This is a genomic window from Moraxella ovis (genome assembly GCF_900453105.1).
GTDB lineage: Bacteria > Pseudomonadota > Gammaproteobacteria > Pseudomonadales > Moraxellaceae > Moraxella > Moraxella ovis.
Window position 1 is genome coordinate 1,837,927 of record NZ_UGPW01000001.1, and the last position, 15,503, is coordinate 1,853,429.

The window sequence follows — 15,503 nt, forward strand, 5'->3', positions numbered from 1 at the left end:
AAGGCTTGCTATCCTACCAAAAGGGATAAACAGGGCGGTTTATCAGTCCAAAGTAGTAGGCAATGGACGTGGCAGACTGTCATCAGGCTTGCCTTCTAGCCAATCGATGTTCGCCATCTTACGCACCACCACGAATTCATCACGGTTACAGCCGACCGTACCATAGTAGTTAAAGCCGTACGCTTGCTGGGCATAACCGCCAATCATGTGCGTGGGTTTTAGAATTGCCCGAGTTACTGAGTTGTGAATACCACCGCGGGTGCCTGAGTTTTCAGAACCAGGGATGTTCACAAGCTTTTCTTGGGCGTGATACATCATCGTCATACCTTCTTTGACACGCTGAGAGACGACCGCACGGGCGGTGATGGTGCCGTTGTGGTTAAAGACTTCAATCCAGTCGTTGTCTTCGATACCTGCTTTTTTGGCATCAATCTCACTCATCCACACGATAGGACCACCACGGGACAGCGTTAGCATGAGCAGGTTCTCAGAGTAAGTACTGTGAATGCCCCATTTTTGGTGTGGCGTTAGGAAGTTTAGTACAATCTCTTTGTTGCCGTTTGACTTATAGCGTTTTAGCTCGTCAGTCGCTCTTGTGTCAATTGGCGGACGGTATTGTTGCAACTGCTCGCCAAAGGCCTGCATCCAAGGGTGGTCTTGGTAGAACTGCTGACGACCTGTGATGGTACGCCAAGGGATGAGCTCATGCACGTTGGTGTAGCCTGCGTTGTAGCTCACCTTTTCGGATTCTAGCCCCGACCAAGTTGGGGATGAGATAATCTTACGGGGCTGAGCGACAATATCACGGAAACGGATTTTTTCATGCTCGGACGATTTGGCAAGGTGCGTGTGGTCTCGTCCTGTATTGCTTGACAAGTCCGCCCATGCCTTGACCGCCACGTGTCCGTTGGTCTCAGGGGCGAGCATGAGTACCGTCTCAGCAGCATCCACGGCGGTATTAATGCGTGGGCGACCGTGAGCCGCGTTGTCTTCGGTAACGGTGTAGTTTAGCTCGCCAAGTAGTTTGACTTCTTCTTTGGTGTCCCATGTGATACCTTTGGAGCCGTTGCCGAGCTTATCCATGAGCGTGCCAAGCGATGTAAATTTGGCATAAGTGGACGGATAATCACGCTCCACGACTTTGATGTGTGGGCAGTTCTTACCAGGGACTGGGCGTACGCCTTGGGTTTTCCAGTCGGTTCCGCCAAAGGGCTGGGCAAGCTCGCCCTCTGAATCGTGCTGCATGGGCAAGGTTACAATGTCTGTTTCCACGCCAAGATGACCGACTGACAGCTCGGAGAATTTTTGGGCGATAAGCTTATAAATCTCCCAGTCCGTCTTGGACTCCCACGCAGGGTCGGTGGCAGCGGTCAATGGGTGGATAAAGGGGTGCATATCAGACGTGTTCAGGTCGTCTTTTTCGTACCATGTGGCAGTCGGTAGCACGATGTCTGAGTACAGACAGGTGGACGACATTCTAAAATCAAGCGTGGTAACAAGGTCAAGTTTGCCCGTTGCCCCATTTGGCTCAAAGTCAATCTCAGTTGGGCGAATGCCGTCATGAATGGTCTCTTCGCCTAGGATACCGTGCTTGGCGCCTAGTAGGTAGTGAAGCATATATTCATGCCCCTTGCCCGATGAGCCAAGCAGGTTTGACCGCCAGATAAATAGATTTCTTGGGAAGTTGGCAGGATTGTCAGGCGACTCGGCAGCAAAACGCACTTTGCCACTTGCCAGATTGTCCACGACATAGCTCTCAATATCCTGCCCTGATGACTTGGCAAGACGACCAAGCTCCAAGGGGTTCATGTTAAGCTGTGGGGCGGACGGTAGCCAGCCTGCTCGTTCGGCACGCACGTTGTAATCAAGCATATGCTCAGGGAACTGTGATTTGTCAGCGTGGGGCGACAAAATCTCATGAGCCGAGACTTTTTCGTGTCGCCATTGTGAGCTATGGTTATAAAAGAAGCTCGTGCCATTCATGTGGCGTGGCGGTCTGTGCCAGTCTAAGGCAAAGGCAACAGGAGCCCAGCCTGTCTGCGGTCTTAGTTTTTCTTGACCGACATAATGAGCCCAACCGCCCCCTGACTGACCGATACAGCCACACAGCATAAGCATATTGATAACGCCGCGGTAGTTCATGTCCATGTGATACCAGTGGTTCATGCCTGCCCCAATGATGACCATCGATTTGCCATGAGTCTTGTCGGCATTGTCGGCAAATTCACGAGCGATTTGAATGACTTTTTCACGGCTTACGCCTGTGATTTTCTCTTGCCAAGCAGGCGTGCCTGCCACGGTTTCATCATTATAATCATCAGTTACGTGCTGACCGCCCACGCCATTGTCCACGCCAAGATTGGCAAGCATTAAATCAAAGACTGTTACCACTTTGACTGTTTCGCCATTGGCTAGTGTAAGCGTTTTGCAAGGCACATTTTTGTACTGGATATTATCCCCTTCGGCGGCGGTAAAGTAAGGGTGTTCATCACCGCCAAAGTAGTCCATGCCAACCGTTGCCGTCTCGCCTGAGCCTTTTAGGGTCAAAGCCAAATCCACGTCTGTGTTGTTTCTACCTTCTTTACTCTCCAAGTTCCAGCGACCGCTCTCGCCCCAACGGTAGCCAATCGCCCCATAAGGCGACACCAACTCGCCATTATTATTGATGGCGATGGTTTTCCATTCGGGGTTGTTGTCTTGACCTAGGTTGTCCACCAAGTCAGACGCACGCAAAAACCGCCCTGCTCGTGCCGATTGCCCTTCGCCTTCGACCATGACAAGCATGGGCAAATCGGTGTAGCGTTTGGCATAGTCGGTAAAGTAGGCACTTGGATTTTTTAGATAAAAGTCTTTGATAATCACATGACAAAACGCCTGAGCAAGAGCGGCATCTGTGCCTTGTTTTGGGTTTAGCCATAGGTCGCACAGCTTGGCAATCTCAGCATAGTCAGGGGTGATGGCGACAGTTTTTGTGCCTTTATAACGCACTTCGGTAAAAAAGTGAGCGTCAGGGGTACGGGTCTGCGGTACGTTTGACCCCCATGCGATGATGTAGTCAGAGTTGTACCAGTCGGCAGCTTCTGGCACGTCTGTCTGCTCACCCCAAGTCATCGGAGATGCTGGTGGCAAATCGCAATACCAATCATAAAACGACAAACACACCCCACCGATAAGCGACAAATAGCGAGAGCCAGCGGCATAGCTAATCATACTCATGGCAGGAATGGGTGAGAAGCCAATGATACGGTCAGGACCAAAGGTCTTGGCGGTGTAGATGTTGGCAGCAGCGATGATTTCCACCACTTCATTCCATGACGAGCGGACAAAGCCTCCCATGCCACGCTTGGATTTGTACTGCTCGGTCTTGGTTGGGTCAGTTACGATACTTGCCCATGCGTCCACAGGGTTTTTGTGGACTGCCTTGGCTTCACGCCAAAGTTTTAGCAATGGCTTACGCACTTTGGGGTATTTGACACGGTTGGCAGAGTACATATACCAACTATAAGACGCACCACGGGGACAGCCACGAGGTTCGTGGTTGGGTAGGTCTGGACGTGTACGTGGGTAGTCGGTTTGCTGAGTCTCCCACGTTACCAGTCCGTTTTTGACATAGATTTTCCATGAGCATGAGCCTGTACAGTTCACGCCATGAGTTGAGCGGACGATTTTGTCAAACTGCCAACGACTGCGATAGCTGTTCTCCCAATCACGATTTTCATCACGAATCTCGCCGTGTCCGTCAGCGTATTCGCCCGTTTTTTTCTTAAAAAAACGAAATTGGTCTAATAAATGGCTCATAAATCCCCCTTGTGGGTTGGCTAAACTTAAAAAGTTTTTGGCTAAATTGATGAGCTTACTATAAAGAAAACCGCCAAATTAAGGTATTAACTTGACGGCTAGGGGGATAATACTAAGGGGGTAGGGGTAGGTATTTGCTTGATTTTTAGGCTTGATATTTATCAATTCATCAGCCAAATCATAACCATAATAAACAAAAAACAGTCCGCTAAGGACTGTTTTTTGTTTGGCTTAAATTTCTAAAGCCAACTTAGAATGGGATGTCATCATCTTCAACATTTGACGCTGCAGGCTTGGCTGCAGGTGGCGCAGATTCTGCTTTTAGTGCTGCAGATGGTGCGCCAAATGAGTTATTATTCGCCATGTTGTTCTGAGTTGGTCTAGGCGACTGGGCAGGGGCTTGGCCAGCAAAGCCATTTTGAATTTGCGTGTTCGGGTTTTGACCGAAGTTACCACCTTGATGACGACCAAAGCCGTCTTGACCGCCCTGATTATAATCATTAAAACCTTGACCCTGCTGATAGCCTTGGTTTTGATTAAAACTGCGGTTCTGGTTATTGCCCCATTGTTGGTTATTCTGGTTTTGATAACCACCAAAATTATTGCCGTAATTGCCACCTTGGTTGCCATAGCCACCGCCCTGCTCATTGTTTGAGCTAAGCATACGCATCTCTGATGCACGAATCTCGGTGCTGTATCGCTCAATGCCCTGAGCGTCTGTGTATTTGCGAGTTTGCAGGCTGCCTTCGATATAGACCATGCTGCCTTTGCGTAGGTATTGAGCGGCAATCTCGCCCAAGCGGTTAAATAGGCTGATGCGGTGCCACTCTGTCTGCTCTTTACGCTCGCCTGTGTTCTTATCCGTCCAACGCTCACTGGTCGCTACCGAAATGTTGGTTACGCCGCCGCCATTTTGAAAGGCACGCACTTCTGGATCATTGCCCAAGCGACCGACGATGATGACTTTATTTACACTACTCATAATTTACTCTATTCACTGACATAAAATTTGACCATTACAGACCGCTCTTGTTATTCAACTAAGTCTGTATGCCTACTTTAACGAAAATTTATAAAAAATACCAGTCTTTTTTGTATTAACTTATAGATATTCGCCTTGCTGATGCCCAAATAAAAAATCGCCCAGACCTTCCCGAGCGATTTTTGTTGATTGACAAATCATCATCTAGTGATGATGACAGCACTGCTTCATGTCAATCACCATGCGTCCTGTGATTTTGCCATCATACATCTCTTGGAAAATCTCTTGCACTTCGTCTAAGGCTCGAAGCTGTACTTTTGGCACAACCAGACCTTCAGCACCAAATTGGAATGCTTCTTCTAAATCTTTACGAGTGCCGACCAGCGAGCCGACCACTTCGATGCCGTCTAGCACGATGCGTGGGATGGACAAATCCATACTCTCAGGCGGCAGACCAATCGCCACCACTCGTCCGCCTGCTCGCACAGCATCAACCGCTGAATTAAAGGCAGCCTTTGAGACGGCAGTTACGACCGCTGCATGAACACCGCCCACCTTATCTTGTAGGACTTTGGCAGCGTCTTCTTTATTTGGGTTGATGGTCAAATCCGCCCCCACTTCTTTGGCGAATTGCAGTTTTTCATCATTGATGTCAATGGCGACCACATGAGCCCCAAAAACTTTTTTGGCATACTGTACACCCAAATTACCCAGACCGCCTGCACCATAGATGGCAATCCACTGACCTGGACGCACGCCTGACACCTTGATGCCTTTATAGGTGGTAACCCCTGCACAGGTGATGCTGGACGCTTGGGCTGGGTCTAGTCCGTCTGGCACTTTGACCGCATAGTCGGCATTGACGATACAATGTGTCGCCATACCACCATCGACCGTATAGCCTGCGTTTAGTACATTGCGGCATAGCGTCTCACGCCCTGTGTTGCAGTATTCACAAGCACCGCAGCTCTTCCACATCCATGCGATGCTCACACGGTCGCCAACTTTCAACGCCTGCACGCCATCAGCGATTTCTTTGACGATGCCGATGCCTTCATGTCCCAGCACAACACCCTCTTTATCGCCATAATCACCAGCAGCGACATGCAGGTCGGTATGACACACGCCACAATACTCAACCTCAACCAATGCCTCATTATATGCCAACGGGCGAATGTCTTTTTCAACCACTTCAACACAGCATTGAGCATTTGCATTGACGATGGCAGCTTTCATTTTCATTACAACCTCCTATTGTTCTTCAATGATTGACATACCAAAAGCACCTTTGCCGTTTTGTTGTACAAAAAGTGCACATCTGGCAACTCAATTATGCAAAAAATCATCCACTAATGCAAGTGCATTTCATAAAAAAATCCATAAAATTCATATAGTTATATTATAACATAATTTATAAAGAATGCCGACGAACGAAAAAACCGCCCAAGATGAGCGGTCTGTTCGATATTTTTTATCCCAATTCTACATACCAAGCATCGGCTTTAAAAACCGCCCTGTATGCGACCGCTCGTCCTGTGCCACCATCTCAGGCGTACCCACCGCCACAATCTGACCGCCACCATCTCCGCCCTCATAGCCCAAATCCACGATATGGTCAGCCGTCTTGATGACGTCCAAATTATGCTCAATCACCACCACCGTGTTGCCCTTGTCTCGTAGAGTGTGCAAAATATCCAAGAGTTTGGCAATGTCATGAAAATGCAGTCCTGTGGTCGGCTCATCTAGGATATAAAGGGTTTGCCCTGTGTCTCGTTTGGCAAGCTCTTTGGCGAGCTTAACTCGCTGTGCTTCGCCCCCTGACAATGTCGTGGCGGATTGCCCAAGCGTGATGTAGCCCAAGCCCACCTGCATCAGGGCTTCTAATTTGCGATGAATGGCAGGGATTGCTTCAAAAAACGCCAACGCATCTTCTACCGTCATGGCAAGCACGTCCGATATGGATTTGCCCTTGTAGTGGACTTCTAAGGTCTCACGGTTGTAGCGACTGCCTGCACAGACATCGCACGGCACATACATATCGGGCAAAAAGTGCATTTCCACCTTTATCATGCCGTCCCCTTGACAGGCTTCACAGCGACCGCCCTTGACGTTAAAGCTGAACCGCCCTGCCTTATAGCCCCTTGCCCGAGCTTCAGGGGTTTGGGTAAATAGGTCTCTGATGAGCGTAAACACGCCCGTATAAGTGGCAGGGTTGGAGCGTGGCGTGCGACCGATTGGACTTTGGTCTATGTCCACCATTTTATCAAGGTGTTCAAGCCCTGTGATTTTGTCATAAGGCTCAGGCGCGAGCGTAGTTGCGTTGTTTAGGTGTGTGGCGGCAAGGGGCATGAGCGTGCGGTTGATGAGCGTGGATTTGCCTGAGCCTGATACGCCTGTGATACAGGTCATCACGCCGATTGGGATGGCTAGGTTTACATTTTTTAGATTATTGCCCTTGGCTCCGTCTAGGCGGATATATAGGGGTTCGGTAATGGTTTTTTTGCCTTTTTTAATCTCGCCTGTCTTGGCACTGTGGCGGATTTTGGGAATTTCAATGCGTTTTTTGCCAGATAAATATTGCCCTGTTAATGAATCATCATTTTTGGCAATCTCGTCCGCCGTCCCTGTGGCAATCACACGTCCCCCATGCACGCCTGCCCCCACGCCAATATCAATAATATGGTCAGCGGTGCGAATGGCGTCTTCGTCATGCTCCACGACAATGACGGTGTTGCCTAGGTCTCGCAGGTGCGTCAGCGTGGATAACAGGCGGTCATTGTCTCGTTGGTGCAAGCCAATGGACGGCTCGTCAAGCACATACATAACCCCCATAAGCCCTGCCCCGATTTGGCTGGCTAGCCTGATACGCTGGGCTTCTCCGCCCGATAACGTCTCGGCAGAGCGGGCAAGGGTCAAATATTCTAGCCCCACTTTGGTCAAAAAGCCCAAACGCTCACGGATTTCTTTAAAAATCTTATCCGCCACTTCGCCTTTGTGTCCGCCAATGTGCAGGTTTTCATAATATTCCCACGCTTGCCCTATCGGCAGGGCAATGATGTCGCCCACGCCCCGTCCGTCCACTTTGACGTTACGGGCGATGTCATTTAGGCGAACACCATGACACACGTTACAAGTCGTATCGGATAAATATTGGGCAAGCTCATCTCGCACGATGCTACTGGTGGTGCTGTGATAACGGCGTTCTAGGTACGGTAAAATCCCTTCAAATGGCAAGGTTTTGGTTGTTTTACGCCCACGCTCATCGGTAAAATTAAAGGTCAGTTTTTCTTTGCCCGAACCGTTTAAAATGATAGTTTGCTCTTTTTTGGTTAAGTCTTGCCACGGCTTATCCATATCAATACCAAAATGCGTGCAAACGGTTGTCAATAGCCCAAAATAATACGCATGGCGTTTGTCCCAACCGTGTATCGCCCCTTGATTTAAGGATTTGGCAGGTTCGGTAACGATACGTTCGGCAGAGAAATACTGGCGTTTACCAAGCCCATCGCAGGACGGACACGCCCCAGCGGGATTGTTAAAGCTAAACAGGCGTGGCTCTAACTCACTCACCGCCCTATCACAGGCAGGGCAAGAGTGCTTGGCGGACAGCACCGTCTCGCTCTCATCGTCCATGTTGTGCAAAATGGCAATGTCCGAGCCTAGGCGTAACGTGGTCTCCAAACTCTCCGCCACTCGGTTTCCCAAATCATCTCGCACCTTAAATCTATCCACCACTACATCTATGGTGTGTTTGTGCGTTTTGGCAAGGGTTGGCAACTCGTCCATGTCATAGACTGCCCCGTCAATGCGAACTTTGGTAAAGCCCTGTGCCTGTAAGCTCTCCAATAGGGCGATATGCTCGCCCTTACGCTCACGCACGACAGGGGCAAGGAGCATGAGCCGTGTGCCGTCAGGTTTGGCAAGAATGTCGTCCACCATTTCGCTCACCGTCTGGGCGACCATGGGTAAACCATGCTCGGGGCAATGGGGCGTGCCGACACGAGCAAATAGCAAACGCAAATAATCATACACTTCGGTAATCGTGCCGACGGTGGAGCGAGGGTTGTGGTTGGTTGATTTTTGTTCAATGGCAATGGCAGGGGATAAGCCTTCAATGCTATCTACATCAGGCTTTTCCATTTGACTTAGAAACTGGCGAGCATAAGCAGACAAGCTCTCCACATAACGTCTTTGCCCTTCGGCGTAGAGCGTATCAAAAGCCAACGATGATTTGCCCGAACCTGATAAACCTGTAATCACGACTAACTTGTCTCGTGGAATATCGACATCGATGTCTTTTAGGTTATGGGTTTTTGCCCCTTTGATGCTGATGTATTCGTGTGCCATGGGTTTTTGCCTTATTGTTCGTCTTTTATGTTTCAATCATATGATAAAACATAATGGGGCAAATGGCACGCTTTTTAAAGTACGCTTAGATTTTATTTAGGCAAATTACTCTATCTGCACTCGCTATCGTCTCTGGGCGATGGGCAATCATTATTCTTGTGATATTTAAAGATTTAATCATTTCATTAATTTCTTGTTCTTTTTCAACATTTAAATGACTGGTTGCTTCGTCCATTAATAAAATTTTCGGTTTTTGATACAAAGCCCGTGCGATAAATATTCGCTGTTTTTGTCCACCTGATAACACACTCCCCATATCTCCTACTAAGGTTTGATAATTCATCGGCATTGCCATAATTTCATCGTGAATGCCAACCATTTTGGCACATTGTTCTGCCCATTCTCTATCCAATTTATCATCAAAAAAGCTGATATTTTCCAATAAACTACCTGCAAATAATACATCATCTTGACTGACACACGCCACACAGTTTAAGGCATTGACATCATTCATGGTTTTAATTAATTTCCCTGCAATTTTAATTTCGCCACTATTGGTGGTTAATTCGCCTAATAATAAACTCATTAAGGTGCTTTTACCACAACCAGTTGCTCCAACAATCGCAACTGATGAATTTTCTTTGATATAAAAACTTAAATTTTCAATAATATTTGGCTCATCATCACTATATTTAAATGATAGATTTTTCACTTCAATGTCATATTGTTCAATTTTTGGTTAATATAATATAAATTCTTGATTTTCTTTTTCGGTCAAAACAATATCAGCAAGTCTTTCGGCATGTAAAGACAGCATTTTCACTTCTACAAATTTATCAATCAAACTACTGACTCGTCCACCAAATTGATTTTTATAAGCAATGAATGCCATCAAAATCCCAACAGTAAACGTACCATCTATCACATAGCTTGCCCCTAAATAAATAATAATCAGATTTTCCAATCCAAAAACAATGCCATTAAAAAAACCGAATGCCAAACCTAATTTTTGCGTTTTTAATCCTGCATTGATTTGATTAACGAATAAAGCTTGCCAGGTGTTTTGGCGTAAAGTTTGTTTGTCAAATCGTTTAATCGCCCGAATGCCCCGCATTGTTTCCATAAAATGACTGCTTTGCTTGGCACTATGAATAATGGCTTCTTCGCTGGCTCGTCTAAGTGGCATATACCAAGCCCATCTTAAAGTGCCATAAATCGCCATTGCACCAATGGCAATCCAAGCCAAAGTTGGACTATAAAAAAACATCAAAATTAAGGTAAAAATCGTCATTAAACCGTCCAAAATGGCGGTTAAAAAACTTGTGGTTAAAGTAGACTGAATGCTGTCAATAGAGCCAAAACGAGAAATAATATCGCCCAAATGCCTTTTTTGAAAAAATGAACTTGGCAAATGAATTAAATGATTAAAAATATTGGCTTTCCATTGCACATTTAAGGTGGTTGCTAAATACATCACAATCCACGCTTGTAATAAACTAATCAGTTGTGTTAAAAACATTAACAAGCCAAAACCAATCACAAGTGTGGTTAATAAATTTAAATCAGCCGATACGATGGCGTGGTCAATTACCCATTGCATAAAAAAGGGGCTGGTTAAAGCAAATATTTCTAATATAATGGCTAAAATTAAAATCTGATTTAACGATTTCCATAGTCCTTTAATTTCACCAAAGAGTTTAAAAATTTTGATTTGTGTTTTTTCTTCTTTTTTCTCAAAATAATTATCCGCCCATATCTCTAAGGCAATGCCTGTAAAATGCTTGGAAACTTCTTTTAATTCTAATACTCTAAGACCGACTGCAGGGTCAATGATGGTAATTTTATTTAAGCCAACAGATTTTAATACCACAAAATGATTTAAATCCCAATGTAAAACACAAGGCGTACGCAGTTCTTTTAATTCATCTAATTCTAACTTTAAAGGACGAGTGTTTAATTTTATTTGTTGGCAAATTTTAATTAGGGTGTGTAGCGTTGCACCCTTTTGTGAAATGGGATATTTTTGTCTTAAACTAAACAAATCCGTATGATAACCATAATAATGAGCAATCATTGCAATGCACGCCAATCCGCATTCGGAATTTTCGGTTTGCAATATTACAGGCAATTTATGCCCAAAACCCAAAGAAATATTTTCCCAGTAATTCATAACCATCCATCATTAAAAAATAAAAAAGGTGCCACGCACCCAACGACAATAAATGCTTGATTAGATTTTGCCAGTAATGCTATATAAAGGCTCCAATACCCACTCATAGAGCTTCCTAGTTTCGTGCAATATATCACCCTCTAATGTCATACCCACTTGTAAGGGCAGGTCATTGCCATAGGCTTTTATCGTTTGCTTTTCTAATTTTGCACGTACAATGTATAAAGGTTCATTAGTCATTTGCTCGTTTTGTGACACAATGCCAATGCTTTGGATGTTTTGTCCTGCTAAGGCGGTTTTTGCTACCGAGATGATTTGTGCATTGGCGTGTCCAAATTTTTGATAGGGATAGGCTTGATAGCGGAGCAGTACCTCATCACCAGTTTTGACAAAACCAATGGCACGACTTGGTACATACATTTCGGCAATGATATGATGGTTATTTGGCAGTAGCGTTAATAATGGCTTTGAACTATCAATATACTGTCCAATTTTAATATGCGTATTGCTAATCACCCCATCAATCGGAGAATAAATGGCAATAATTTCATTTGCTTTGTTTTGGATATTAGATTGAACATTATCAGACAAAGATTGTTGCAATTGTCCAATAGTGGATTTGTGTAATTGCTTGGTTCTATTGAGCGTAATTTCTTGCTCTTTGATTTGTTGAATGAGATTATTGAGTTCTCTATTTAGCGTATTTAGTTGTTCATTTTGAGCATTGTATTCCATTTGGCGATGATTAACATCGGTAGCCGATACACCATCAATCAATTGCACCTCTTTATAGCGATTTAGATTATCAAAGGCTAATTGCACTTGGGTTTCTTGCAATTTGATTTGAGCAATCAATTTTTCTTGGTCTGATTTTAATCTGTCTATACCAGTCAAAATTGCTCGCAGTTCATTTTCATTAGATTGTTTGGTGGTAAGATTTGACTTTTTATTAATTCATTTTTGATAGCCAACTGTTCGCCAATCGCCTTTTGAGTATTGCCATTTTCGCCATAATGGGCAGTAGAGATTTTATATAGCAATTCGCCCTTTTTTACAACTTTACCATCATAGGCATAATTTTCTATTATCACGCCACTTGTAGGGCTATGGCTATATATCAGTCCCCGCTCTGGGATAAGCTGACCCTTTACTGTGCTTCGTTTGGTATAGTCGCCCCAAATCAAAAAAGCAACCAATACCAAACCAATTAACAAAGCACAAAAAGTAAGAAAGGTAAAGCTAACTGGACGGGTAAGAATAATCGTCCCGTCCAGTTCGTTTTTTGAGCATCTAGGGCTTCTTGGCGGAATAAGTTGGGCATAAAATGACTTAACTAATGACCGTAGTAATTGCCTGATTTGTCCTGATTTTTATCATCTGGTCTAAGTATGGTATTGACACCATTAACACTTCTTTCAGCTAATCCACCTGCCGTCGCACCTGCAAAAGCGGCACTAAATTTGCCACCAAATCTAACACCAAACATACCTGCAACGGTAGAACCAGTTGCTCCTGCTACTGTCATATCATTGCCAGCGGCTACATTGCTGGCAACGTATGTTGCACCACCAGTTGCACCGCCTTGAGCTACTGGATTTTTAGCAAGTGCTTTCGCTCCTTCTACCAATGGTCTAAGCCATCCAGCACCTGACACAAAAGACAATTCATGAATAGACAATTCACGCATAACATTCTCCAATGGTTAAGAAAAATTAAAAAACATTCTATATATTTGTAGAAAAAATAGTGGAAATAAAGGAATTGCCATTAGAAAAAAAGAAACTCCAACAATAACCCTGCATGTTTCCACATGTTTATTATCAAGTGGTTTTACGGTGTTTTCCTTTATAAGTAGTGTAACAATACAAATAAAAGAAATAATTGTTAAATATGTCTTTAACCAACCTTCAATAATCATAACTATATACTTTGCCTATGCAGTTTGTAAATACAATATTTGTTGAATAATAATTTTACCTATCTTAGGACATCCATAATATCAAAATTCGCCAAATCATAAGCAAGTTTTTGAATGTGTTCATGTTGTGCCTTATCAAAATGTGTTAATACTTCCGATAAAGCAATGGGTTGGTGATTAATGATGATGTTGATGAATTTTTTACTCAGCTCATCCACATTAATCTTGGTGCCATTTGAAATCAGATAGCCTTTATCCAATGTGCGTATGTCTACCACATTGAGGCTAAGTCTACTTTCTGGTGGCAACTTATCATTGTTGGGATTGCCAAACAACTCCATATTAAAGCGAGTATCTAGGCGATGATTACCCAAAAATTCCTGCATGAACCTATCATACATAATAGGGTCGGTCATCATGGCAGATAGTTGGGTGCAGGCTTGGGCGATGTTGTTTTTGTCGGTTTCCCAATCAGATAAGTTATAACGCAATGGTAAGATGTTGGGCATTTGCTTGGTAAGCCATTCCATGTAGTCATAGCCTGTTGGGGCAAAAGTGCCGATTGCCAAATGAAAAGTTTCACAGCCCATCGGTACAGGGTTGTGCCACCACCCTCGAGGGATATACAGCACATCGCCAGCCTCCAAGACCACTTCCATGTCGGGTATGGTCGGTTCTGGCACATCGACATCTTTGGATTGCTGCATGTATAAGGGACTTTCAAAATTGGGTTGATATAACGCCCAATGTTTTTTGCCCATGAGTTGCACCGCAAAGACATCACGAGTATCCCAATGACTTTTAAAGGAAGCGTCCGAACCAAAAGCAAGATAGCCACTAACCACCGTAGATGCATCGACAAACTGGGCGACTTGCTTTGCCAAATCATCAACAAAAGGCTCATTATTGATGCGATTATAAACAATCGTTGCACCGTTTTTCAGGTGGTGATAAATGGCGGGTTTGATAAAACGGTGGCGAGTACGCCCAGTGTCATCAAAGCTCTCCACGTATTCAGAGATAGGTACAATCTCGCCTTTACGCAGACGAAAAAGCTCGTCCATTGGGTTGGCTCGTTGATACAATTCATTGATTTGTCGCCATGTGATGTCTAGGTTTTTGACAGCACCCTTAAACAGCTTAGGCTTTTGGTATAGTACCTCTCGCCTAAACTCATCAGACGACATATTAAAATCCAGTTTCATATAGTTCCTGATATTGATTAAAAACAAGAGTAATGCTCATTTATATGAATTATGATATAATATACTCAAATGCAAAAAAAAGACAATACGATTCATCATAAAAAATATACCGTTTGTTGTTATTTTTTTGGATTAAGCGCCTTAAATTTATCATGAAAACATTTGATAATAAAAGCAAAACTGACTGGGCGAGTCAGAATAATCGTACCCGTCCAGTTGGTTTTTTGAGTATCTAGGGTTTCTTGGCGGAATAGAGACATTGTTAATAACTAACCACTTCTACAATATCGTTCAGACATAATCCATATAAGGTATTCATTAATTTTTCTTGCTCTATGTCTTTAAAGTTATCAAAAATATCTGACACAGAGGCGGTCGAATGATTGGCAATATAAAGAATAATTGATTTAAAATCATTATCCAATGTTAGTTTTACACCGTTTGCTATAATGAAATTATCGTTCTCATTATAAGATTGGTTGGAATTTAGTCTTAACATAGCAGTCATTGGCAATTCATTGATTTTTCCATTGCCCAACAATTCCAACGCCAAATTACTCTCCACTCGTTTTTCACCAATAAATTCTTGCATAAATTCATTGTAGGTGGATTGGTCGGTGATTAAGTCGGCTATTTTTTGAGACAATATTTTTAGATTATCATTATCATTTTGCCAATTTGACATCGGCTTTCTGATTTCGTGAAAATCGGGCAATTTCTTTAAAAGCCACTCCATATAATCCAAGCCAAAAGCAGGAAATGTTCCAATCGCTAAATGCACCGTTTCCTCCCCAAGTGGAGAAGGGTTATGCCACCAACCACAAGGCACATACAACATATCGCCCTCTTCTAGGACAATATCCATATAAGGCGTATCTGGACAAGGGTGTGTATCTTCAAAATATTTGCTTTGTTGCATATATAAGGGATTTGGGAATGTTGGCTCATAAATCACCCAAAGCTTAGCCAAAGGATGCTTTAAGTATCCATAAAATATAATGATACCATTAATCATTATCAATTAATCAGATATGATATATCATAAGTTTAATCTCTGCGAGTATTATTTTAGACATTATTTCA

The 15,503-nt window shown here is 44.0% G+C and carries 9 protein-coding genes and 1 pseudogene; all 10 read right to left on the reverse strand.

The genetic code is table 11. The features are described from left to right. Positions 1-42: 42 nt before the first annotated feature. Positions 43-3,798 (reverse strand): nitrate reductase subunit alpha, encoded by a 3,756-nt coding sequence (locus tag DYD54_RS08835; RefSeq protein WP_063514589.1) that lies wholly within the window; start codon positions 3,796-3,798, stop codon positions 43-45. 250 nt (positions 3,799-4,048) lie between these two features. Further along, positions 4,049-4,780, reverse strand: coding sequence for a single-stranded DNA-binding protein (locus tag DYD54_RS08840; RefSeq protein ID WP_063514590.1), 732 nt, complete (start codon positions 4,778-4,780; stop codon positions 4,049-4,051). A 204-nt stretch (positions 4,781-4,984) separates the two neighbouring features. Then, a complete protein-coding gene (gene adhP / locus DYD54_RS08845; protein WP_084260684.1) occupies positions 4,985-6,022 on the reverse strand; it encodes an alcohol dehydrogenase AdhP in 1,038 nt (345 codons plus the stop codon). A gap of 240 nt (positions 6,023-6,262) precedes the next feature. After that, entirely contained in the window at positions 6,263-9,127 is a 2,865-nt protein-coding gene (uvrA, locus tag DYD54_RS08850) for an excinuclease ABC subunit UvrA (RefSeq protein ID WP_063514591.1), read from the reverse strand. Positions 9,128-9,212: 85 nt separating this feature from the next. After that, positions 9,213-11,297: pseudogene (locus tag DYD54_RS08855) on the reverse strand (peptidase domain-containing ABC transporter). A 60-nt stretch (positions 11,298-11,357) separates the two neighbouring features. Continuing rightward, positions 11,358-12,191: an HlyD family secretion protein gene (locus DYD54_RS08860; protein WP_228703545.1), complete on the reverse strand. Its 834-nt coding sequence runs from the start codon at positions 12,189-12,191 to the stop codon at positions 11,358-11,360. Beyond that, positions 12,188-12,481, reverse strand: coding sequence for a hypothetical protein (locus tag DYD54_RS11820; RefSeq protein ID WP_228703546.1), 294 nt, complete (start codon positions 12,479-12,481; stop codon positions 12,188-12,190). Before DYD54_RS11820 ends, DYD54_RS08860 begins: the two co-directional genes overlap by 4 nt. A gap of 149 nt (positions 12,482-12,630) precedes the next feature. Beyond that, positions 12,631-12,984, reverse strand: coding sequence for a hypothetical protein (locus DYD54_RS08865; protein ID WP_063514592.1), 354 nt, complete (start codon positions 12,982-12,984; stop codon positions 12,631-12,633). Between the two features lie 290 nt (positions 12,985-13,274). Next, entirely contained in the window at positions 13,275-14,420 is a 1,146-nt protein-coding gene (locus DYD54_RS08870) for a cupin domain-containing protein (protein WP_063514594.1), read from the reverse strand. Between the two features lie 262 nt (positions 14,421-14,682). Beyond that, positions 14,683-15,435: a JmjC domain-containing protein gene (locus tag DYD54_RS08875; protein ID WP_063514595.1), complete on the reverse strand. Its 753-nt coding sequence runs from the start codon at positions 15,433-15,435 to the stop codon at positions 14,683-14,685. Between the last annotated feature and the right edge of the window lie 68 nt (positions 15,436-15,503).

Excerpts from the sequence above, each read along its gene's own strand:
- DYD54_RS08835 (WP_063514589.1), bottom strand. The coding sequence starts at position 3,798 with ATGAGCCATTTATTAGACCAATTTCGTTTTTTTAAGAAAAAAACGGGC.
- DYD54_RS08840 (WP_063514590.1), bottom strand. The coding sequence starts at position 4,780 with ATGAGTAGTGTAAATAAAGTCATCATCGTCGGTCGCTTGGGCAATGAT.
- adhP (WP_084260684.1), bottom strand. The coding sequence starts at position 6,022 with ATGAAAATGAAAGCTGCCATCGTCAATGCAAATGCTCAATGCTGTGTT.
- uvrA (WP_063514591.1), bottom strand. The coding sequence starts at position 9,127 with ATGGCACACGAATACATCAGCATCAAAGGGGCAAAAACCCATAACCTA.
- DYD54_RS08865 (WP_063514592.1), bottom strand. The coding sequence starts at position 12,984 with ATGCGTGAATTGTCTATTCATGAATTGTCTTTTGTGTCAGGTGCTGGA.
- DYD54_RS08870 (WP_063514594.1), bottom strand. The coding sequence starts at position 14,420 with ATGAAACTGGATTTTAATATGTCGTCTGATGAGTTTAGGCGAGAGGTA.
- DYD54_RS08875 (WP_063514595.1), bottom strand. The coding sequence starts at position 15,435 with ATGATTAATGGTATCATTATATTTTATGGATACTTAAAGCATCCTTTG.